The organism is Rhodococcus sp. KBS0724 (genome assembly GCF_005938745.2).
In the GTDB taxonomy this organism is placed as follows: domain Bacteria; phylum Actinomycetota; class Actinomycetes; order Mycobacteriales; family Mycobacteriaceae; genus Rhodococcus_F.
The window spans coordinates 1786890-1808636 of sequence record NZ_VCBX02000001.1; the positions used below are offsets into that span (position 1 = coordinate 1786890).

At 63.2% G+C, this 21747-nt stretch carries 24 protein-coding genes; 16 read left to right on the top strand and 8 right to left on the bottom strand.

Annotation, left to right across the window (positions count from 1 at the left end; translation table 11 throughout):
• Position 1 precedes the first annotated feature (1 nt).
• From FFI94_RS08345 to FFI94_RS08375, 7 genes are all read left to right on the top strand, one after another.
• A complete protein-coding gene (locus FFI94_RS08345; RefSeq protein WP_138872553.1) occupies positions 2-1774 on the top strand; it encodes a long-chain-acyl-CoA synthetase in 1773 nt (590 codons plus the stop codon).
• A 30-nt stretch (positions 1775-1804) separates the two neighbouring features.
• On the top strand, positions 1805-2704 hold the full coding sequence (gene folP, locus FFI94_RS08350; protein WP_138872554.1) for a dihydropteroate synthase: 900 nt from the start codon (positions 1805-1807) through the stop codon (positions 2702-2704).
• Positions 2701-3642 (top strand): glucosyl-3-phosphoglycerate synthase, encoded by a 942-nt coding sequence (locus FFI94_RS08355; RefSeq protein WP_138872555.1) that lies wholly within the window; start codon positions 2701-2703, stop codon positions 3640-3642. Before folP ends, FFI94_RS08355 begins: the two co-directional genes overlap by 4 nt.
• Before the next feature lie 32 nt (positions 3643-3674).
• Positions 3675-4043 (top strand): DivIVA domain-containing protein, encoded by a 369-nt coding sequence (locus FFI94_RS08360; protein ID WP_138872556.1) that lies wholly within the window; start codon positions 3675-3677, stop codon positions 4041-4043.
• Positions 4036-4608, top strand: a complete 573-nt coding sequence (locus FFI94_RS08365; RefSeq protein WP_138872557.1) for a DNA-3-methyladenine glycosylase I — start codon at positions 4036-4038, stop codon at positions 4606-4608. The genes FFI94_RS08360 and FFI94_RS08365 overlap by 8 nt, the downstream gene beginning before the upstream one ends.
• A 148-nt stretch (positions 4609-4756) precedes the next feature.
• Complete coding sequence (locus FFI94_RS08370; protein WP_003945169.1) at positions 4757-4924, top strand: DUF3117 domain-containing protein; 168 nt, start codon at positions 4757-4759, stop codon at positions 4922-4924.
• 111 nt (positions 4925-5035) lie between these two features.
• Positions 5036-5887, top strand: coding sequence for a putative RNA methyltransferase (locus FFI94_RS08375; RefSeq protein ID WP_138873676.1), 852 nt, complete (start codon positions 5036-5038; stop codon positions 5885-5887).
• On the opposite strand, the gene glgA is transcribed toward FFI94_RS08375, so the two are convergent.
• Entirely contained in the window at positions 5871-7046 is a 1176-nt protein-coding gene (gene glgA, locus FFI94_RS08380; RefSeq protein WP_138872558.1) for a glycogen synthase, read from the bottom strand. The genes FFI94_RS08375 and glgA overlap by 17 nt on opposite strands.
• Positions 7047-7155: 109 nt before the next feature.
• On the opposite strand from glgA, the gene glgC reads away from it, so the two are divergent.
• Positions 7156-8370 (top strand): glucose-1-phosphate adenylyltransferase, encoded by a 1215-nt coding sequence (glgC, locus tag FFI94_RS08385; RefSeq protein ID WP_138872559.1) that lies wholly within the window; start codon positions 7156-7158, stop codon positions 8368-8370.
• Here glgC and FFI94_RS08390 read toward each other — a convergent pair whose 3' ends face one another.
• Complete coding sequence (locus FFI94_RS08390) at positions 8371-9006, bottom strand: O-methyltransferase (protein ID WP_138872560.1); 636 nt, start codon at positions 9004-9006, stop codon at positions 8371-8373. It abuts the gene before it with no gap.
• 299 nt (positions 9007-9305) lie between these two features.
• Here FFI94_RS08390 and sigE point away from each other — a divergent pair, with 299 nt between their 5' ends.
• From sigE to tatB, 4 genes are all read left to right on the top strand, one after another.
• On the top strand, positions 9306-9905 hold the full coding sequence (gene sigE, locus FFI94_RS08395) for an RNA polymerase sigma factor SigE (protein ID WP_033234434.1): 600 nt from the start codon (positions 9306-9308) through the stop codon (positions 9903-9905).
• Positions 9906-9939: 34 nt separating this feature from the next.
• Positions 9940-10275, top strand: a complete 336-nt coding sequence (locus FFI94_RS08400; protein WP_138872561.1) for an RNA polymerase subunit sigma-70 — start codon at positions 9940-9942, stop codon at positions 10273-10275.
• A 90-nt stretch (positions 10276-10365) separates the two neighbouring features.
• Positions 10366-11844: a S1C family serine protease gene (locus FFI94_RS08405; protein WP_138873677.1), complete on the top strand. Its 1479-nt coding sequence runs from the start codon at positions 10366-10368 to the stop codon at positions 11842-11844.
• Positions 11845-11917: 73 nt separating this feature from the next.
• The gene (gene tatB / locus FFI94_RS08410; RefSeq protein ID WP_138872562.1) at positions 11918-12352 is read left to right on the top strand and encodes a Sec-independent protein translocase protein TatB; all 435 of its coding nucleotides are present in this window, start codon (positions 11918-11920) and stop codon (positions 12350-12352) included.
• Between the two features lie 10 nt (positions 12353-12362).
• On the opposite strand, the gene FFI94_RS08415 is transcribed toward tatB, so the two are convergent.
• The 5 genes from FFI94_RS08415 to FFI94_RS08435 form a co-directional block, all read right to left on the bottom strand.
• Positions 12363-13499 (bottom strand): Mrp/NBP35 family ATP-binding protein, encoded by a 1137-nt coding sequence (locus FFI94_RS08415; RefSeq protein ID WP_138872563.1) that lies wholly within the window; start codon positions 13497-13499, stop codon positions 12363-12365.
• Positions 13500-13523: 24 nt separating this feature from the next.
• Complete coding sequence (locus FFI94_RS08420) at positions 13524-14378, bottom strand: lytic transglycosylase domain-containing protein (protein WP_138872564.1); 855 nt, start codon at positions 14376-14378, stop codon at positions 13524-13526.
• 172 nt (positions 14379-14550) lie between these two features.
• A complete protein-coding gene (locus FFI94_RS08425; RefSeq protein WP_260683952.1) occupies positions 14551-16029 on the bottom strand; it encodes a lytic transglycosylase domain-containing protein in 1479 nt (492 codons plus the stop codon).
• A gap of 75 nt (positions 16030-16104) precedes the next feature.
• Positions 16105-16653, bottom strand: a complete 549-nt coding sequence (locus tag FFI94_RS08430) for a DUF1003 domain-containing protein (RefSeq protein ID WP_138872565.1) — start codon at positions 16651-16653, stop codon at positions 16105-16107.
• Complete coding sequence (locus FFI94_RS08435) at positions 16650-17936, bottom strand: magnesium transporter MgtE N-terminal domain-containing protein (RefSeq protein ID WP_033234428.1); 1287 nt, start codon at positions 17934-17936, stop codon at positions 16650-16652. Before FFI94_RS08435 ends, FFI94_RS08430 begins: the two co-directional genes overlap by 4 nt.
• Before the next feature lie 90 nt (positions 17937-18026).
• On the opposite strand from FFI94_RS08435, the gene FFI94_RS08440 reads away from it, so the two are divergent.
• Together FFI94_RS08440 and FFI94_RS08445 are read left to right on the top strand one after the other, a co-directional pair.
• Complete coding sequence (locus FFI94_RS08440) at positions 18027-18989, top strand: CoA ester lyase (protein ID WP_138872566.1); 963 nt, start codon at positions 18027-18029, stop codon at positions 18987-18989.
• 106 nt (positions 18990-19095) lie between these two features.
• Positions 19096-19590 (top strand): general stress protein, encoded by a 495-nt coding sequence (locus tag FFI94_RS08445; RefSeq protein WP_138872567.1) that lies wholly within the window; start codon positions 19096-19098, stop codon positions 19588-19590.
• Positions 19591-19595: 5 nt separating this feature from the next.
• Here FFI94_RS08445 and FFI94_RS08450 read toward each other — a convergent pair whose 3' ends face one another.
• A complete protein-coding gene (locus FFI94_RS08450) occupies positions 19596-19841 on the bottom strand; it encodes a hypothetical protein (protein WP_138872568.1) in 246 nt (81 codons plus the stop codon).
• A gap of 152 nt (positions 19842-19993) precedes the next feature.
• Here FFI94_RS08450 and FFI94_RS08455 point away from each other — a divergent pair, with 152 nt between their 5' ends.
• Both FFI94_RS08455 and FFI94_RS08460 read left to right on the top strand, forming a co-directional pair.
• Positions 19994-21088, top strand: a complete 1095-nt coding sequence (locus tag FFI94_RS08455) for a winged helix DNA-binding domain-containing protein (protein ID WP_138872569.1) — start codon at positions 19994-19996, stop codon at positions 21086-21088.
• Positions 21089-21160: 72 nt separating this feature from the next.
• Positions 21161-21745 carry a suppressor of fused domain protein gene (locus FFI94_RS08460; RefSeq protein ID WP_138872570.1) on the top strand — a complete coding sequence of 195 codons (585 nt, stop codon included), beginning with the start codon at positions 21161-21163 and terminating at the stop codon, positions 21743-21745.
• Positions 21746-21747 lie beyond the last annotated feature (2 nt).

Sequence of the window (21747 nt, forward strand, 5' to 3'; positions counted from 1 at the left end):
CATGAGTTCGGAAGCACGCGACAAGATTGGCCTGCTGGATCTCGCGGCAAAGTTGCCGTCGATGATCACCGAGGTACCGATCCTCCTCAAAGGCGCATCTGGCCTGCTGCGCAAGCCGTCGGCGGCGATGTCCATCGGCCTGATTCTCCAGCAGAACGCCGCAGCGCATCCGACGCGTCCGTTCATCCGGTTCGAGGGCCACGCAACGAGTTACGGTGACGCCAACGAGCAGGTCAACCGATATGCGGATGTGTTGCGCACGCGCGGGGCTCAACGCGGAGACGTCGTGGCGATCCTCGGCAAGAACACTCCGGAGTCGCTGCTCATTGCATTAGCCGCCGTCAAGCTCGGCGCGGCCGCGGGAATGCTGAACTACAACCAGCGTGATGATGTTCTCGCACACAGCCTTACACTTCTCGGCGCCCGGGTGCTTGTCGTGGCCGACGAGAGCGAAGAAGCGCTCGAATCATTGCCGGACGGTTTTGCCGGACCGCAACAACTTCTGGTCAGCGAACTCGACGAGCTGGCAAAAACAGCCGACGCCACAAATCCGGCAGTGACGGCCGAGATCCTTGCCAAGGAAAAAGCGTTCTACATTTTCACCTCGGGTACTACCGGAATGCCCAAGGCCAGCTTGATGACTCACTTCCGCTGGCTCAAGTCCATGTCCGGTCTCGGACTCATGGGCGTTCGTTTACGCCCGTCCGACACGCTGTACTGCTGCTTGCCGCTCTATCACAACAATGCTTTGACGGTGTCGCTGTCGTCGGTATTGGCTTCGGGTGCAACGCTTGCCATCGGCCGACAGTTCTCGGCATCGCGATTCTGGGACGATATCGCGCTCAACAAAGCGACGGCCTTCACCTACATCGGCGAATTGTGCCGGTACCTGCTCAATCAGCCCGAGAAGCCCACCGACCGTGACAATTCCGTTCAACTCATGGTCGGGAACGGGTTGCGGCCGGAAATCTGGAAGGAATTCACAGAGCGTTTCGGTATCGCGCGAGTCGCCGAGTTCTACGGCGCCAGCGAATGCAACATCGCCTTCGTCAACGCACTCAACGTTGATCGGACCGCCGGAATCTGCCCGTTGCCGCATGCCGTCGTCGAATTCGACGAGGAAACCGGAAAAGCATTGCGTGGTCCGAACGGACGGTTGCGCACCGTGCCGACGGGGTCCGTCGGACTGCTGCTCTCCAAGATCACCGACCGAGCGCCCTTCGACGGATACACCGATGAAGCCGCGACCAACAGCAAACTGGTGCGGGGTGGTTTCAAGGACGGTGACACCTGGTTCGACACCGGCGACCTCGTGCGGAAGCAGGGGTGGAGCCACGTGGCTTTTGTCGATCGACTCGGTGACACTTTCCGATGGAAGGGCGAGAACGTCGCGACCACCGAGGTGGAGGGTGCGCTCAGTTCACATCCGGCGATCGAGGAAGCCGTCGTCTACGGCGTCGAGATCCCGGGTACCGATGGGCGCGCGGGAATGGCGGCCGTGACATTGCACGACGGTCACACCTTCGACGGCAGTGACATCGCCGCCCATCTTTACGGAAAGCTCCCCAGCTACGCCGTGCCGCTGTTCGTTCGGATCGTCGATTCCCTCGAACACACCAGCACGTTCAAATCTCGCAAGGTGGAACTGCGCAACGACGGATACGACGTCGGCGCAGACACCCTGCATGTCCTTGCCGGTCGCGAGAGCGGGTACAGCGATTCGTACGACGGTTACGTCGACGAGGTAGCCGCAGGCTCGGCACCCAAGGGCTAGACCGCGTTCCGTCATGCCAGTATGAATGGCATGTCTTCATTGGCCGGTTCATCCGCGCAGCCAGATCCGGCGCCCACACTCTGTGGACGACCGGTGGCGGTCGACCGTGCATTGGTCATGGCGATCGTCAACCGAACACCCGACTCGTTCTACGACAAAGGTGCGACGTTCTCTGATTCCGCCGCGATGGCCGCGGTGGATCGGGCGGTCGACGAAGGCGCTGATCTGGTGGATATCGGGGGAGTGAAGGCAGGCCCCGGCGATCTGGTCGACACCGATGAGGAGATCAGGCGCGTCATTCCCTTCGTCGCGGCGATCCGCGACAAGTTCCCGGATCTGTTGATCAGCATCGACACGTGGCGTAGCGACGTCGCCCGGCTCGCGCGTAAGGAAGGTGCCGATCTGATCAACGACACTTGGGCGGGCGCCGATCCGGAACTGGTGATGGTCGCCGCCGAAACCGGAGCGGGCATCGTGTGCTCACACACCGGCGGAGCGGTGCCGCGGACGCGTCCGCACCGCGTCAGATACACCGATGTTGTTGCCGACGTGGTGAACGAGGTTGTCACGGCCGCCGAAAGGGCCCTTGCCTTGGGAGTGCCACGCGACGCGATTCTGGTCGATCCGACCCACGATTTCGGCAAGAACACCTTTCACGGGCTCGAGTTGTTGCGAAAAGTGGACATTCTTGTAAACACCGGGTGGCCAGTGCTGATGGCGCTGAGCAATAAGGACTTTATCGGGGAGACTCTGGGGGTAGAGCTTTCCGAGAGGCTGGAGGGAACATTGGCAGCGACAGCAATGGCCGCGGCGGGCGGTGCCCGAGTGTTCCGGGTGCACGAGGTGGCATCTACGCGCCGGGTGGTCGACATGGTTGCGGCAATTCAGGGCCGACGCGCCCCTGTCCGAACAGTTCGGGGGCTGGCATGAGCATTATCGGCACTGGTTCCACGCGCACGTGGTCCGAAGCCAACAGTTGGGATCACCCCAGTTGGACGGTCGAGGAACTCGAACGGGCCAAAGCGGGCCGCACCGTCTCGGTGGTGCTTCCGGCGCTCAACGAGGAGGAGACCGTCGCCTCGGTGGTCGACACCATTCATCCGTTGCTCGGCGGATTGGTGGACGAACTTGTGGTCCTTGATTCGGGATCCACCGACCGCACCGCGAAACGGGCACGGGCCGCCGGCGCGCGGGTGATCAGCCGCGAGGCCGCCGTGCCGTCACTTCCACCGGCAGCCGGCAAAGGTGAAGTGCTGTGGCGCTCGATCGCGGCCACCACCGGTGACCTGATCGCGTTCGTGGATTCCGATCTCATCAACCCGGACCCGGCGTTTGTTCCGAAGCTGCTCGGCCCATTGCTGACCGTCGACGGTATTCACCTGGTGAAGGGGTACTACCGGCGTCCGCTGCGCGTCAGCGGGACGGAGGACGCCAACGGCGGCGGGCGGGTCACCGAGTTGGTGGCGCGGCCCATGCTGGCGGCCCTGCGACCCGAACTCACGGCCGTTCTGCAGCCGCTGGGCGGTGAGTACGCCGGCACCCGGGAGTTGCTCTCCGCCGTGCCGTTTGCACCCGGCTACGGAGTCGAGATCGGGCTGTTGCTCGATACCTACGACACCTTGGGGCTCAGTGCGATCGGCCAAGTCAATCTCGGGGTCCGGAAGCACCGCAATCGGCCGCTTGCCGATCTGGGCGTGATGAGCCGGCAGATCATCGGGACGATGCTGCGGCGCTGTGGCATCGAGGATTCCGGCGCCGGGTTGACGCAGTTCCTGGTCGAGGGCGATTCGTTTGCACCGGCCACCACCGAGGTGTCGCTGCTCGACCGTCCGCCGATGAATTCGATTATCCGCAGCGCGGGGGTCTGACCGCAGCGGAACGTGTATGGGAGTATCGGGGCATGTTGACGATCCTCCTGTACCTGATTGTCATGGCGCTTGTCGGCGGGATGATTTTCCTTGCCGCGAGTGCAGTATTCGAGCGCTCGGAAGAACTGCCGCCGCTTCCGCCCGGCACCACAGCGGCAGTGCTTCCCGCGGAAGGTGTGACAAGCGCCGACGTCGACGCATTGCGATTTCAGCAGGTTCTGCGCGGGTACAAGGCGAGTGAAGTGGATTGGGCCCTGCACCGGCTCGGAATGGAAATCGACTCTCTCCGTGCGCAATTGGAAGCGCGATCCGAAGCTGCCCCAGAAGTTGAGGATCCGGAGGCGGCGACCGTGAATGATCCGGAGGCGGCGGCCGTGAGTGAGCGCCCGGACGATGTCTGACGGAGTTGTTCGATGCGACTGGGTGATCGAGTCGCCCGGCGACACGCTGTACCGCGATTACCACGATCACGAATGGGGGCAACCCCTCCACGGTCGTGACGCCCTGTTCGAGCGACTCGCACTCGAAGCCTTTCAATCAGGTTTGTCGTGGATCACGATTTTGCGAAAGCGTGAGGCTTTCCGATCGGCGTTCGACGGATTTGTTCCCGAGAAAGTAGCCGAATACAGCCAAGCGGAGGTGGGCCGCTTGCTGGCGGATTCCGCCATTATTCGCAATCGGGCCAAAATCGAGGCAACAATTTCCAATGCGCGAGTTCTCGTGAATTCACCGGAATTGGATCTCGATGCGTTGCTCTGGTCGTTTGCACCACCCCGACGCACCGCGCGACTTGCTTCAATTGCAGACGTTCCCGCTATCACCGAAGAATCAACGGCCATGGCCAAGGAACTCAAACGGATCGGCTTCAAGTTTATCGGCCCTACCACTGCATATGCGCTCATGCAGGCCACCGGAATGGTTGACGATCACATTGCTGATTGCTGGGTTCCACCGGTAGTGCCGTAGTAGTGCGGACACGCGTAAATGTGACTCAGATTCCCGGTTCCGGGACGGATAGGGAACAATGGAAGCTACGAGCCTCGCTGATGGTTGGCGGGGCGCACCGTTTGTCGACGCGCAGTGAAGTGCAGCGCAGATCTGGAGGGAGCAGAGGATGGCGGCCATGAAGCCCCGGACCGGGGACGGTCCCCTCGAAGCAACCAAAGAGGGACGAGGAATCGTCATGCGGGTTCCACTCGAGGGTGGCGGACGCCTTGTCGTCGAGCTGACCCCGGATGAAGCTGCTGCGCTGGGTGTGGAACTTACAAACGTCACCAGCTAGTCGGGTCCAGGTAGGGAAATGCACCCAGGCTCCGCAACCGATCTTCGGTGCGGGGCCTGAAGTGTGTGTAGGTCTAGGCGCGTGTTCGAGCCGAGCCGGAAGGGCAGTTGTGTGCTTGCCGAAGTAATAGATCTGCTGGCGTGCCCGCAGTGCTGTTCGGAACTCGATTTGATCGACCGCGCCCTGGAATGTGCACGAGGGCACCGGTTCGACATCGCCAGGCAGGGCTACGTTTCCCTGATCAGCGGAGGGTCCACCAAATTCACCGGTGACAGCGCCGAGATGATTGCAGCCCGGTCCAGACTGCTCGGTAGTGGGCATTTTGATCCGCTGATGGACGCGGTGACGACGGCGTGTGCTCGCTCCGAGGGCGTCGACCCGGCGAGGATCGTCGAAATCGGTTCCGGCACAGGTCAATATCTCGAGCATGTGGTCAGTAGGCTCCCGGATTCCCGGGGAATCGCCCTCGACGTCTCGAAATTTGCGGCCCGGCGAGCAGCCAAAGTCCACGACCGCATCGGGTCGATCGTCGCGGACGTGTGGCAGCCCCTGCCGATTCGTGACGGCGTGCTCTCCCACGTGCTCTGTGTGTTCGCTCCGCGCAACGGTGAGCAGTCCCATCGCGTTCTCGGCGACGAGGGCGTTCTCGTGGTTCTGACGCCCACGGACAGGCATCTGCGTGAGCTGATCGAGTTGCTCGGCATGGTTCGCGTCGACGACAAGAAGGTGGAACGGCTCGGGTCGTCCATGGCCGGACTGTTCGAGCGTGAACATTCCGAGGGCGTCGAGTTCACCATGCACCTCACTCACGCCGAGATTCTCGACCTCGTGGGCATGGGACCCTCCGCGCGGCACCTGAGCGCCCAGCAACTTGCCGCCTCGGTAGCGGCACTGCCCGAACTCACACCGATCACCGCGTCTGCGACCGTCTCCAGCTACCGCAAAGTCAACCGCGGCGCCTGATCGCGTCGTCGTAGACGTCGATGGTTTGTTTGGCGATCTCGGCCCACGAGAAATGCTCGATCGCCCGGACCCGGCCGGCCCGTCCCATCGCGTCGGCACCGGTTCGGTCGGCAACAACCTCGTTGACCGTCGCGGCCAACGATTCCTCGAACGCGGCAGGCTCGTACGCGTTGTAGTGGACGAGTCGCCCGGTCACGCCGTCATCGACGACCTCGGGGATTCCTCCCACATCCGAAGCGACAACAGCGGTTTCGCAGGCCATGGCTTCGAGGTTGACGATGCCCAACGGCTCGTACACTGACGGGCAGACGAAGACTGTTGCAGCCGAAAGTATTTCGCGGATCTGCTCGGTGGGCAGCATCTCGCGGACCCAGAACACATTGCCGCGGTGTGCGGCGAGGGCCGCTACGGCCTGCTCGGTCTCGGCCGCTATTTCCGGGGTGTCCGGGGCGCCCGCGCACAGGACAAGCTGGATGGACGGGTCGAAATCGTGCGCCGCCGCGATCAGATGGCCGACGCCCTTCTGGCGTGTGATGCGGCCGACGAACGCCACGATCGGTGCACTGACGTCGACTCCGATAGCCGTCAACGCAGACGCTTCGCCGGTTCCGGCCGGACCAGGATGCCACACACTCGTGTCGATCCCGTTGCGAACCACATGGATACGGCTCGGATCGAGCGACGGGTACGCGTCGAGGACATCGGCGCGCATTCCCGAGCTGACAGCGATGACAGCGTCGGCATGCTCGACTGCCGTGCGCTCGGACCACGACGAGACGCGGTAGCCGCCACCTAACTGCTCGGCCTTCCACGGACGGCGGGGTTCGAGGGAATGCGCGGTCAAGATGTGAGGGACGTCGTAGAGCGCCGACGCCAGATGTCCGGCCAGCCCGGTGTACCAGGTATGGGAATGGACAATATCGACACCGCTTGCGGCTGCGGCCATCCGAAGCTCGGTGGACAGCGTTGTCAATGCGGGGTTGGCGCCGGCCAACACGGGATCGGGGGAGTGGACGATCGCGTCGTCGCGCGGCGCCCCCATGCAGTGAACGTCGACGTCGACGAGCCGTTTCAACTGAGCGACCAGCTCGGTGACATGCACGCCTGCCCCGCCGTAGATCTCCGGTGGGTATTCCTTGGTCATCATCGCGACTCGCACCGGCTAAACCTAACCGCCCGTGGTCGATCCGGCTACCGGCCGGCGTACTTGCCGAGTGTCGCGGCGCGCTTCGCTAGCGGGACCACCGGAGTGCGGATAGGTTAACGGTGTGAGAAGCCAGCCGCATGTGCTTGGAATCGTGCTCGCCGGAGGCGAGGGCAAACGTCTCTATCCGCTGACGGCGGATAGAGCTAAACCAGCGGTGCCGTTCGGCGGCGCCTATCGACTGATCGACTTCGTGTTGAGCAACCTGGTGAACGCGGGCTATCTGCGTCTCTGTGTGCTCACGCAATACAAGTCGCATTCACTCGACCGACATATATCGCAGACGTGGAGGTTGTCCGGATTCGCGGGTGAGTACATCACCCCCGTCCCGGCGCAGCAGCGACTCGGGCCGCGCTGGTACACCGGCAGCGCCGACGCAATCCTGCAGTCGCTCAACCTCGTTTACGACGAAGACCCCGAGTACATCGTGGTGTTCGGCGCCGACCACGTGTACCGCATGGACCCCGAGCAGATGGTGCAGCACCACATCGACTCCGGTGCGGGTGTGACCGTCGCAGGTATCCGTGTGCCGCGCAGTGAGGCGTTTGCGTTCGGCTGCATCGACAGTGACGAGTCGGGACGCATCACGCAGTTCCTCGAGAAGCCGGCTCATCCGCCCGGCACCCCTGACGACCCCAATTCCACCTTTGCCTCCATGGGTAACTACGTGTTCACCACGAAGGTATTGGTCGACGCCATCCGCGCCGACTCCGAGAACTCCGATTCCGATCACGACATGGGCGGCGACATCATCCCCGCCCTCGTCGCGGCAGGCGAAGCGTCGGTGTACGACTTCAAGGACAACATCGTTCCAGGTGCAACCGACCGCGACCGCGGCTACTGGCGCGACGTCGGCACCCTCGACGCCTTCTACGACGCGCACATGGACCTCGTGTCGGTCCACCCCATCTTCAACCTGTACAACCGGCGCTGGCCCATCCGCGGCGCCACCGAGAACCTGGCACCCGCCAAGTTCGTGAAGGGCGGCCTCGCTCAGGAGTCGATAGTCGGCGCCGGATCGATCCTGTCCGCGGCCACCGTGCGCAACTCCGTTCTCAGCTCCAACGTGATGATCGAGGACGGCGCCACCGTCGAAGGCAGCGTCCTGATGCCGGGAGTGCGCATCGGCAAGGGAGCAGTCGTGCGCCGAGCCATCCTCGACAAGAACGTTGTTGTCGGCGACGGCGAGATCATCGGCGTCGACCTCGAACGAGACCGCGAACGATTTGCGATCAGCTCCGGTGGAGTCGTCGCAATCGGTAAGGGTGTCTGGATCTAGCTAGATCTTGCTGGCGCAGAGCAGTCCTTCACCGAGCGGAAGTAATACCCGAATCAGACGCTTGTCGTCCGCGATTGCCTTGGCGGCTTCGCGGACGGCCGCCGTCGTGGCATCCCGGGCCGACGGGTCGGCGACGCGGCCACCGGCAAGAGCGTCGTGCAGCACGATCACACCGCCCGGACGCAGCAACCGGATACCTTCACGGACGTAATGCGGTTGATCGACCGGGGCGCAATCGACGAATACCAAGTCATATCCACCGTCGGCGAGACGCGGCAGCACGTCGAGTGCATTGCCGTTGATCAAGCGCGTGCGAGCAGGCGCGATTCCACTTTCACGGAACGTCAATTTGGCTGCGCGCTGGTGCTCGGGTTCGCTGTCGATGGTGGTCAGGACTCCGTCGTCGCGCATACCGTGCAGCAACCACAGGCTGCTCACACCGGCTCCGGTACCGACCTCGACCGCCGTCCTCGCGCCGAGCATGCGAGCGAACATCGCCAGTGTCGCGCCGACGGCGGGCGTCACGGGTGCGGTCCCGAGGTCCAATGCTCGGTCCCGCGCCGCGGTAAAAATCTCGTCCTCGGAAACAACGTCCTCGACGTGGCGGAGTATCTGTTCGGCGTGGGTCACGCCCATGAGGTTATCGGGCCGGTCGCATTGACGCTGCAAGGCGCGCACCCTGACGGATTCTCAGGAATCCCTCAGCCTCTTCATAGGGCATGCACACCGCGGTAGGAGAGGGTATGTACATCGCCGGAAGTGCACGGAACGTCCGGCGGCGACGGATGAGCTGATCAACGGTGAGCCGGGAACAAAACACCTCGGTGTTCGGTTGTTCGAATCATCACGTGAGCTGACCGCGCGGCACGAAAGACCAGGAGGATCCACCTATTTTCCAGATCAACGACGAGCCTCGCCCTCGAGAGTCGGAAGTAATGACGACGGAATCGGCTGTGGATTCCGAATTGATCGGTACTGCTGTTTTCGACGCCACGGGTGAGAAGTCGGCGATGCCGTCGTGGGACGAACTCGTCCGCCAACACGGCGACCGCGTCTATCGGCTGGCCTACCGGCTGTCCGGCGACGCGCAGGATGCTGAAGATCTGACCCAGGACACGTTCATCCGCGTGTTCCGTTCTCTCTCCGACTACCAGCCCGGCACGTTCGAAGGCTGGCTGCACCGCATCACGACCAATCTGTTCCTCGACATGGTTCGCCGCCGCAACCGCATCCGCATGGAGGCGCTTCCGGAGGACTACGACCGCGTACCGTCAGCGGGTCCGGACCCCGAGCAGATCTACCACGACGCCCGTCTCGACGCCGATCTTCAGGCCGCATTGGACTCCTTGGCGCCGGATTTCCGTGCCGCTGTTGTGCTGTGTGACATCGAAGGTCTGTCGTACGAGGAAATCGGTGCCACACTGGGAGTCAAGCTCGGAACGGTTCGGAGCCGTATCCACCGTGGACGACAAGCGATTCGCGATCATCTGGCAGCAGCACAGCGCGCCGGTGATTCCGAACGTGTCGGCGTCTGACGGGGGAACGTTGGTCAATCATCTGGAGGGACGAATGACGGAGGCGCGGGCACCCCGCCAGTTCGGTTCGACCGAACACCTGGCAAGTGAGGCAATTGCCGCCTACGTCGACGGAGAACTTCGCATGCAGGCCTATCTTCGGGCCTCACACCACATCTCCCTGTGTGCTGAATGCACGGCTGCTGTCGATGCGCAGCAACAGGCCCGTGGTGCGCTCCGGCGGAGCGGCGAGATGACGATGCCGCTCTCGCTTGTCGGACTGCTCAGCGCAATTCCGACCTGCACTACCAACACTGCCGACAACACGCCGGGATCCGACGCCGGGTTCGGTGCGATCGGCAAACGTCTCTCACGCCGCTGGCGCAAATGACCTGTCCTTTCGGCCCAGTCAGCGACACCGTGTGTCCACCGATCAGTGATACTGGACGGCGTGACTGACGGACAGAGGGGGCACTCCGGCGTGGATACCGAAACTTCGGCAAGCGGTTCGGTTGATCGACCGGCGGATGCGCCCGTTCTCGAACCGCGCCCGGTGTACCGGCCGCAGATCGATCCGGCGTCGCAGCGGGCGTTCAGTAGGCCGAGTGGCGTCGACGGTTCCTTCTCCCAGGCAGCGGCGCGCAGCGTCCCGACGCCCGGTGTTGTGGTCGGTTCCCCCGACCCGGTCCTCGCAGAGGCGTTCGGTCGCCCAGACGGCGCCACGGAATCCATCGGCCGTGATCCCGAAGCCGGCGCGGACTCCCAGCCCGAAGACGAAGTACCCGACGACCCGTGGCGTGATCCGGCGTCGTCGGTGGCTCTAGGTTCACCCGCGCAGGAAACCGAGCTCGAAACACTGCCTCCCGCACCGAAACTCGATGTCCGCGACGTACTGTTCGGGCGTAAGGTCGCGCCGTCCGCGTTGGCTGCGCTCGCGGGAATGGCACTCGTGATTGCCCTGGTAGGTGGACTGCTCGCGACGGTCATCACCGCTGATCGAAGTTCCCTCACCAGCTCACGTGTCACGTTGGTTCAATCCGGCAGTGGTGAACAGCCGCAATCCGACGTCGCGAAGGTCGCCGACGCGGTGCTGCCGTCCGTTGTCTCCATTCAGGTTGCCGTCGGCGATCAGGGAAGTACCGGTTCGGGCGTCGTCATCGACGACGGCGGTTACATCGTCACCAACAACCACGTGATCTCTTCGGCGGCACCGCCTGCCCAGAATGCCCGAATCCAGGTCATCTTTTCCGACGGAACCAAGACCGACGCTCAAATCGTCGGACGTGACGTGAAGACGGACCTCGCTGTACTGAAAGTGTCCGCGAGCAATCTGACGGTTGCACAACTCGGGAAATCCGAAGACGTCCAGGTGGGTGACGACGTCGTGGCTGTCGGTTCCCCGTTGGGACTGAGCAAAACCGTGACCCGCGGAATCGTCAGCGCCCTGAATCGTCCGTTGCGGTTGTCCGGAGAGGGTACCGACACCAACGCGGTGATCGACGCCGTCCAGACGGACGCAGCTATCAACCACGGCAACTCCGGCGGCGCCTTGGTCGATGCGGAAGCCCGCGTGATCGGAATCAACACCGCGATGCTCAGCGAATCGGGTGGTTCGGTCGGTCTGGGTTTTGCGATCCCGATCGACACGGTCACCCAGGTGGCGCAGGCCATCATTCGTGACGGTTCGGTTCGTCACCCCGATATCGGCGTCAATGTTCGCACCGTCGTCAACGACGCCACCAGTGGTGCTGCGGTTGCCAACGTGCGCGACGGCAGCCCCGCGCAACAGGCTGGAATCGTCGAAGGCGACGTCATCGTCAAGGTCGGCGACAGACAAGTGACAAGCGCCGACGAATTTGTTGTTGCCGTCAATGCCGCGGCGATAGGTCAGCCGGTCAACGTCGGATTGATCCGCGAGGGACGCCAGGTAGACATATCGGTCACGCCGGTTTCGGACTGAGAGAACCTACGAGGTTGCTGTGAGGTTGATCCGGACCTGCACGTAACAACCGGACACACAGTAGGCTTGCCCTGTGTTTGGCAACATCGGTTGGGGCGAGTTCATGATCCTCCTCGTAGCGGCTCTGGTCATTTTGGGACCTGAGCGGCTTCCGGGCGCGGTCTCCTGGGTTACACGATCACTGAGGCAGGTACGTGAATACGCTTCCGGAGCCCAGAATCAGCTCAAGGAAGAACTGGGCACCGACTTCGAGGATCTGCGTAAACCGCTCGCAGATCTGAACAAGCTGCGCGGGATGACTCCGCGCGCTGTGATCACCCAGCATCTTCTCGACGGCGACGATTCCCTCTTCACCGGAGACTTCGACAAGAAGTCCCAGAGCACTGCGAAGCCCCAGAGCAGCAACGGTGTGAAGCCGCAGAGCGGCGCCCAGGAACCGATGTCACTTACGAAGGACAAGCCTCTCGCAGCCGGTGAGCGTCCGCCGGTCGACCTCGACGCAACCTGAGCGCAGCCCGCTACATATTGCGTACGGTATTGATACCGAGCGACATCCCGGCCAGCCCGCGCTGACGTACCGCCAACTTGTCCGCGATCTCCGTCAATGCCTTCGCGGCAGCGCTGTCCGGTGCACTCAACACGATCGGCGTGCCGGCGTCACCAGCTTCACGAACCGACGGATCAAGCGGAATCTGACCGAGCAGTGGAACTTTCGCGCCGACGGCCTTGGTGAGTCGATCGGATACCGTCTGGCCGCCGCCCGTTCCGAAGACGTCCATGCGGGTGCCGTCGGGGAGTTCGAGCCACGACATGTTCTCGACGACGCCGGCAACACGCTGACGGGTCTGTAGTGCGATGGCACCGGCGCGCTCGGCAACCTCGGCGGCTGCTTGCTGCGGCGTCGTGACCACCAGAATCTCGGCGCTCGGGATCAGCTGGGCTACCGAGATGGCGATGTCACCCGTTCCGGGCGGCAGATCCAGCAGAAGGATGTCCAGATCGCCCCAGAAGACGTCGGCGAGGAACTGCTGCAGCGCGCGGTGCAGCATGGGGCCACGCCACACGACCGGGGTGTTGCCCTGAGTGAACTGGGCGATGGAAATCATCTTCACGTCATGCGCGACTGGCGGCATGATCATCTTCTCGACCTGCGTGGGCTTGGCGTCGGTGCCGAGCATACGAGGGATGGAATGACCGTAGATGTCGGCGTCGAGAACGCCGACGGACAGTCCGCGTGCTGCGAGTGCGGCTGCGAGATTGACTGTCACACTGGACTTTCCGACGCCACCCTTGCCGGAGGCGACAGCGTACACGCGGGTGAGGGAGCCGGGCTGGGCGAAGGGGATCACCGGTTCGGCGGAGTCGCCGCGCAGTGACTTGCGAAGTTCGGTGCGCTGCGTGTCGTTCATCACGTCGAGTTCGACCCGAATGGCACCAACACCGGCGACGTCGGCAACTGCCTTGGTGACGCGCTCGGTGATCTCGGTGCGCATCGGGCAGCCGGCGGTGGTGAGGTAGATCCCGATGTCGACGCTGTTGTCTTGCGCAAGCGTGATGTTTCTGACCATCCCCAATTCGGTGATGGGTTTGCGGATCTCAGGGTCGAGAACTCGCGCGAGCGCGGAGCGAACGTCGGACTCGGTCAGTGCGGACATGGCTCCATGGTAGGTGTCGGCAGATCAGTGAATGCGAGGCAGGTCCGATGCGGCGGGAACGATGCCGGTGGAGTACCCGGCAGTCCAGGCCAGGACGTTGGCGACGTAGGCAGCCGAGTTGTTGTAACGATGGATTGCTTTGGCGGCCTGCGTGAGGTCCTGCATGTTCAATCCGCCGTCGCACAGGTACTTTCCGGTGGTCAGTGCGGAGTCGAAGAGGTTCTGCGGATCGGAGATGCCGTCACCGTTGCCGTCGCCGGCGTACTGCGTCCAGGTGGACGGGATGAACTGCATCGGGCCGACTGCGCGGTCGTAGACGGTGTCGCCGTCGAGTGCGCCGCCGTCGGTGTCCATGATCACGGCCTGGCCGGGGAGGCTGCCGTTGAGGGGCAGTCCGATGACCGGCTCGAAGAGGTTGCCGAGTGCATCGGCGTCCTTGCCGTCGTGGGCGTGGCCGGATTCGACGCGGCCGATACCGGCCAGCATGGTCCACTGCATGTTGCAGGTGGGGTTCTCGACAGCGAGGATGCGCTCGGCGTTCTGATAAGCGGCGACGCTGACGCTGGGGATTCCCAGGGCGCCTTCGGCCATCGACGCGGGCAGTGGGGGTGTGGCCTGGACCGGTGCGAGCGGAGCGGGCTCGGCAACTGCGGGCGCCAGGTCGGCGACGGGAAGGATCTGAGCTTGGGGTTCCTGCGTGGCCGGTGTCGCGAGCGGTGCCACGGCGGTTTCGGCGCTGGCGGCGTTCACGAAAGTCATATCGGATACCGCTCCGGCGGAGTTCGCGGCTGTTACCAAACCGATAGGAATGAGGCCGGAGAGCGCGATGACCGAGTTGCGACGAATGTGCGAATCTGTCTTCTTGTTGTGCCGACCCACTGTTACTGCCTCCTGGACCCCGAAATCGGGGTTTTCCGTTCACTGACGGAATCGAGGCTACCTGATTTGTTGCATTTCCGTTACTCAACCGTGATCTAACCGGGCAGAACTGTGCCGTCGGCGCAGTTCAATCGTGATTTTTCCGGGAGTCGGCGTTATCGCTACGTGACCGTTATGCGACGGGCATAAACGGCAAACCCGGCAGCAGTGGAGCCGGTGCGGGTGCCGGTGCGGCAGCAGGGGTCGGCGCGACGGCTGCGGGTGCGGCGTCGGAAGTGGCCGCCGGGACGGACGGCGGAGTTGCGGTCGTCGTGTCGGTGGTGGGTGCCGGCGCGGCAGTCGATGCCCCAGTGGTCGGGATAGCGCACGGCAGGAAGATCCCCGGTTGCAACTGTGCGAGCGCTACGGGATCGGGGAGGATCACGCACATGTCGTCTGGCCACGTCCAGCCGGTTGGCGTCAGAATCGGCCACACAAGGCCTCGTGACGTCAGTACGGGCAGCGGGATGATCGGTCCTGTCGGGGGTTGCGGTGTGGTGGCGGGTCCGGGCGCCGACTGGCCCGGCGTTGACTGGTTCGGCGTGGTGGGGAGGACTCCGGGTGGGATCAGAGCTTGGAGATCAGGCGAGAGCGCCGGCATGTCTGGCAGTCCGGGGAGCAGAGGCGGAGGGGTAGCTGCCGCCGTCGTCTGATCTGCGTCCTTCTTCTCGGCTGCCGGATCGACTGCCGCCGCAGCGGCGAGAATGGCTGCGGTTGACGTGGCGTCGGCGTTTCCGGCGTTGATGCTCCCGGTATTGATTCCGCCGGTGTACGGCAGCGATCCGGACGGGAGGACGCCACTCTTGTACGCCGTCGACCACATGATGACGTTTGCAGCATATGCCGCTGAATTGTTGTACCGGAGAACGGCTTTGGTCTCCTGATCGAGGTTGCGGAGATCGAGGCCGCCGCTGCAGAGGTATTTGGCCGCCGACAGTGCCGCGTCGAACACGTTGTTGGGGTCGGTAACACCGTCGCCGTTGCCGTCACTCGCGTAGTGCGCCCACGTCGAAGGAATGAACTGCATGGGTCCGACAGCGCGGTCGTGCGTCGGGTCGCCGTCGATCAAGCCCTTGTCGGTGTCGGTGATGATCTGGTTGCCGGCCAGGCGGCCGTCCAGCACCGGTCCGTATATCGGTGTCACAGTGGTGCCGACGGAGGTGGTGCGCCCGCCGTTGGCATGGCCCGATTCGATTCGGCCGATGCCGGCCAGGAGATGCCAGGGGACGCCGCAGCCGGGTGCCTCCGTCATCATGACCAGCTCTGCGGAGCGATAGGCGTTGAGGACGATCTCGGGTATGCCCAGTGAGGTCAGGACAACTGTTGCGGCTGCGGGGTCCAGTGCGGTGGTTGTGGCGGTAGTGCTCGGTGGTGCTGATCGTTGTGTTCGCACCGTGCGAGGTGTCGGAAGGAAATCGGGGCTGTCCACTGCGTTCACGGCGTTACCTGCGAGCGCAATGGGTATCGGTGAGCCCGTTGCAGGGGCACTACCTGCGGTGAGGGCTGCCGGTCCGGTGGCCGCGAGTAGGCCCCCCAGTAGCGTGGACGCTGCGATCAATCCTCGTACGCGCACGATTCCCCTTTGCTGGTAGCCCGGGTTCGGGGTACCCACCGATATATATAAGAGTCTGTGACTTACGTTACATATCGGTCTCGGAGTGCGCAGCAAAACTCAGTAAACCCTCAGCTAAGAATCTCGGCTATCGTGACTCTTTTTTCCAGAACCTGATTCGCGCTGCTTCTTCTTGGGAGGCGGTTCGTGATCGGCGGTGAGGAGCAACTTGATCTCGTCGAGTTCGCGTCGCAGATAGTCGCGAGTTGCGACTTCGCCGAGGGAGATACGCAGAGCCGCGAGTTCCCGAGCGAGGAACTCTGTATCGGCTTTGGTCTGTTCGGCGCGAATCCGGTCCTCCTCTAGCGAGACCTTGTCTCGGTTCTCCTGCCGATTCTGGGCAAGGAGGATCAACGGTGCCGCGTATGCAGCCTGCGTCGAGAACGCCAGATTGAGCAGGATGAACGGATAGGGATCCCACTGCAAGCTGACCGCAAAGATATTCAGTGCGATCCAGACGATCACGATGATCGTCTGAATCGCCAGGTAGCGGCCAGTACCCAGGAAACGAGCAATACGCTCGCTGACCCGGCCAACGGCCTCGACGTCGAAGTCGAAGTGGAACCGCCGACTCCCCCGGGGAGTCTCGAGACGCTGACGAGCGCTGGACGACCGATCGCTCATCGGACCAACCCCTCGTCGTCGGAATCGTCTTCGCGCCAGTCCTCGGGCAGGAGGTGATCGAGAACGTCGTCGACGGTGACCGCGCCGATCAGATGGTTCTCGTCGTCCACCACCGGTCCGCACACCAGGTTGTATGTCGCGAAGTATCGCGTCACGACCGCGAGCGAATCGTCGGCGCCGAGGCTGGGTAGATCGCTGTCCAGAATTCCGCCGACCAGGCTTGCCGGCGGTTCACGTAACAACTTCTGTAGATGGACGCACCCGAGGTAGCGTCCGGTCGGCGTGGCCGTCGGCGGGCGGACGACAAAAACCATGCTGGACAGCGCGGGCGTGACGTCGTAGTTGCGGGCCCGGGCGAGGGCCTCCGCCACCGTGGTCGACGCCGTCAGCACCACCGGTTCCGGCGTCATCAAACCACCAGCCGTATCGGGGGAGTGTTCGAGGAGTCGGCGCACCGGTTCCGAGTCCTGCGGGTCCATCAATTGCAGCAACGATTCTGCTTCGGTTTCGGGTAGCTCGCCCAAAAGGTCGGCGGCGTCGTCCGGGTCCATCGCCTCGAGGAGATCGGCCGCCCGTTCCACTTCGAGGTGCATGAGAAGGTCGGTCTGATCGTCGGCAGGCAGTTCCTGCACGACGTCGGCGAGACGCTCGTCGTCGAGAGCAACAGCTAGCTCGTGTCGGCGTTTTTCCGGGAGTTCGCGCATCGCATTGGCGACGTCGGCCGGACGCATCCCCTCGTACTGCAGCAGCAGATGGGCCACGCCCTGCCCCGGCAGTGACAGATCACTTTGGGTAAGTCCCGCAACGTGCTGCCAGTCGACAATGTGAATGGCGGCCCGGCGTCCCAGGCGTCCGCGATGACCACGGACCGCTACCTTCGAGACCACCCAGTCCCGGGTGCGCCGTGATTCGATACCGAGATCGACGACAACGGCGTCGACGCCGTGGAGTTCGGTCAGTTCCGGGTCGTCTACTCGCACATGTGAATCGAGTACCTGCGCAAGAGCGAGAACTTCGCCGGGGCGCTGCGTGAATCGCCGGATACTGACGTTGCCCGTCGTCAGAGTGACGGCACTCGGTTCGATCGCGGTCACACGCAACATCGGCACGAAAATGCGTTTGCGCGTGAACATTTCGATCACCAAACCGAGCACCCGAGGTTGCTGGCGTCCGATGCGGACAGTGATCACGACATCGCGCACTCGCCCGATCGACTCACCGTCGGGTCCGAGGACAACCAGGCCGGCCAGCCTGGCTGCAAATACCTTGCCTGCTGCTGCCATGATTGCAAGGCTAATTCCTTGCGCGTCATTATCTGCAACTCGAGACACCGAAAACGTACGAGTCGATATCTGTGAAGGGCCCTCAAAGAGATGACATTACGTAACCGATCCCGCCGATCAGTCCTTGCCGTTCCTGGTAGCAGCCGCAAGATGATCGACAAGGCAAAGGGACTGCCGGCCGACGAGATCTTCCTCGACCTCGAAGATGCGGTCGCGCCGCTGGCGAAGCAGGCCGCCCGCGAAGCTGTCGGTGACGCGCTGGCCGAAGACGGGTGGGGCAAGCAGGTCAAGGTCGTTCGGGTGAACGACTGGACCACGGAATGGACGTACGCCGACGTCGTAGAGGTTGTCGGCCGGGCCGGTGCCCACCTCGACGCGATTCTGCTGCCCAAGGTTCCCGACGCGAGCCATGTGCAGGCGCTTGATCTGCTGTTGACCCAGGTGGAGAAGGCCAACGGCCTCGAAGTGGGACGAATCGGCATCGAACCCCAGATCGAGAACGCGATCGGCCTGACCAACATCGACGCGATTGCCACGGCCAGCCCGCGCGTCGAGGCGTTGGTCTTCGGACCGGCGGACTTCATGGCGAGTTTGAACATGCGGACCCTGGTGGTCGGTGAGCAGCCGGACGGCTACGACCGTGGTGACGCCTATCACCACATCTTGATGACCATTCTGATGGCCGCGCGGGCGCACGGGGTCCAGGCCATCGACGGTCCGTACCTTCAGATCCGTGACGTGGAGGCGTTCACCCGCAGCGCTGCCCGCACCGCAGCACTGGGATTCGACGGCAAATGGGTGCTGCACCCGACTCAGATCGAGGCGGCCAACGAGGTGTTCAGCCCCAGGCAATCCGATTACGATCGCGCGGAATTGATCTTGGATGCCTACGCATTCCACACCTCCGCCGCCGGTGGTGGGCGGGGAGCCGTGATGCTCGGTGACGAGATGATCGACGAGGCAAGCCGCAAAATGGCTCTGGTGATTTCCGCGAAGGGCCGGGCGGCTGGAATGGCCCGGACAACGGAATTCACTCCGCCAGAACACGCCTGATCAGCTGCGGTCGAACAAATCGGGTAGGTAAAGGGCACAATAGGTTTGTAGGTCTCGCGTCGTTCAGCCACGGATGACGCGCCCGAAACGAGGAGCACGATCACCCATGTCCAATCCGCTCGCACAATCGCCGAATGGGTCGCGCCGTGGAGCGTTGCCGACACCACCTTCGGGCTGGCCGATCGGGTCGTACCCCACCTATGCCGAGGCGCAGCGCGCCGTCGATTACCTGTCTGATCAGGAATTTTCGGTCCAGGACGTCACCATCGTCGGTGTGAATCTGATGCAGGTCGAACGTGTTCTCGGCCGGCTCACGTGGCCGAAGGTGATCGGCGGTGGCCTCGTGTCCGGTGCATGGCTCGGCGTATTCTTCGGCCTTCTCCTGGGACTGTTCACAACCAGCTTCATCGGGCCACTGATCACGGGCATCGTCGGCGGCATCATCTTCGGCGTGATCACCACAACCATCCCGTACGCGGCGACGCGTGGCCAGCGCGACTTTGCATCGACCATGCAGTTGGTGGCCGGTCGCTACGACGTGCTGTGTGAGCCGAAGACCGCCGAGACTGCCCGCGACCTGCTCGCGAAGCTCGCAATCTGATCGGTTCAGTACACAGTGAGCGTGTAGGTCGGCAGCGCTGACGTGGGAACCTGCTCCGGGCCAGGTGCTGCGTAATCCGGTTCGGGCAGTGGCGTCAGCGCACCGACGGTGTCGTGATGAGTGGCCGTCGTGGCTGCCTGCGCGGCACCCACGGTCAGAGCGATCGGTGCGGCAGTAAGAGCGCCGGCGAGAGCAAACCGAGTGGCGATACGACGCTTACCTGCGCGCTGGGACGGACGGGGTGTGTTCATCGTGTCTCCTCGAAATCGGGCCGGAATCGGATGCTGCGTTCTGCTCTTCACGGTATTCCGGCACACGCGCAAAAGCGTGTGTGCCAAGCTCATTCACAGGTAACTCGGACGATGAGCACAGGAGCTGCGGTGAGGGAATTGTGACGCGTGTCATGACTGATCGTGACCTCGGTCGGGCGACCCTCGCACGTCAATTCTTGCTCGAACGGGCTGACATCACTGCTCTCGAAGCTGTGGAGCATCTGGCTGGTCTACAGGCGCAGGCTCCGACCCCGCCGTATCTCGCCCTGTGGGCACGTGTGAAAGACTTTGCGGCAGAAGAGTTGTCGAGCTTGATCGAGAGCCGGCAGGTAGTGCGTCTCGTTGCGATGCGCGGAACGGTGTTCGTGATGTCGGCCGCTGACGCCGCATCCTTCCGCGGCACCGTTCAATCGATCATGGACCGCGATCTCCACACCAACACCGCGCACCGCACGGCCCTGACCGGAATGGATCTGGGCGCACTCGCGCAGGCCGGGCGCGAACTTGTTTCCGAGGGACCACTAACTCAGATGCAGATGAGGCCGCTTCTGGCCGAACGCTTTCCAGGGCGAGATCCAGAAGGACTCGCGCACGGAATCAGAGGGCTGCTGCCTATGGTCCAGGTTCCGCCTCGCGGGCTGTGGGGTAAATCGGGACCGCCCGCGTTGACCACGCTGGAGAGTTGGTTGGGGGCAGAACTGGATTCGACTCCGGTGCCAGACGCGATGGTGATGCGTTACCTCGCGGCCTTTGGTCCGGCGAGCGTGAAGGACGCCCAGGCGTGGTCGGGATTAACCAGGCTGGCTGAAGTTTTCGAGCGACTGCGTCCGAGCCTGATTACCTTCGTGAACGAGAAGGGGACGGAACTGTTCGACCTACCCGGAGCCCCGCGCCCCGACGAGGGCACGCCGCCGGTTCGGATCCTGGCGCCCTTCGACAACATTCTGCTCTCCCATGCGGATCGCTCGCGAATCATGGATGAGCAGTATCGAACTCAGGTCTTCACGGTGAACGGAATCATCAAACCCGCCGTACTGGTGCGAGGGAAGGTCGTCGGATTCACAGCGGAATCCACGAAGGGTGATACGGCGCGGTTGACGGTCTCGCTGTTTTCGCAGCAGTCGAAAACCACCGTGTCGTCGATCGAGAGGGAAGCGCGTTCATTGCTGCGATTCGTGCGTCCAGCGATCGCCCACCACGAGATAACCGTCGAAATTCTCACCTAGCGGGCACTGTCGTTGTGAGGTGCTTGGCCCTCTGCGCTGCGATCAGGGTCGTGATGGTGCTTAGATGGACGCGTGTCTGACAGTGTTGTGTCCTCCGTCCGCGCGCACCTCGTTGCCAATATCGAGGGGCCGGAACCGGCTGCCGCCTCGGTGACGTTCCTGGGTGTCGAGCCGCTGGACGTGCTCAGATTCGAATCTCCGGACGGAGTGGTGCACTACGCAACACTGGGGTGCTCGCGGCACCCCATGGGTGATCCCGGCGATCTGGTTGCCGATCCCACCCGCGGGCCGCGGGCAGAACTGGTGCTGTCGCTGCGCGGCGGTACAGGCGTTGCGTCGGGTGTCGCGCGCACGTTGGCTGTTCTGGCGGCCGCCCCGTCGGTCGAGGGCATCGTGCTGCTCGACGATGCGCTGCTCGACCTCGGGGAGCCCCTGTGGAAGGGCACAGCCTTTACCGCAGTCCTGCTCAGTGACAGTGGGATTGAAGATTTGACGCTCCCCGAGCCGATGGATCCGGTTCGGTTCCTTGCCGTTGTCCCGATAACCGGCACCGAAGCCGCCTGGGTCCGCTTGCGCGGCGCTGATGCACTGCGTGAAGCGTGGACCGAGGCCGGGATCGATGTCCGAGATCCGCACCGAGCGGCCGCATCGCTCTGAAT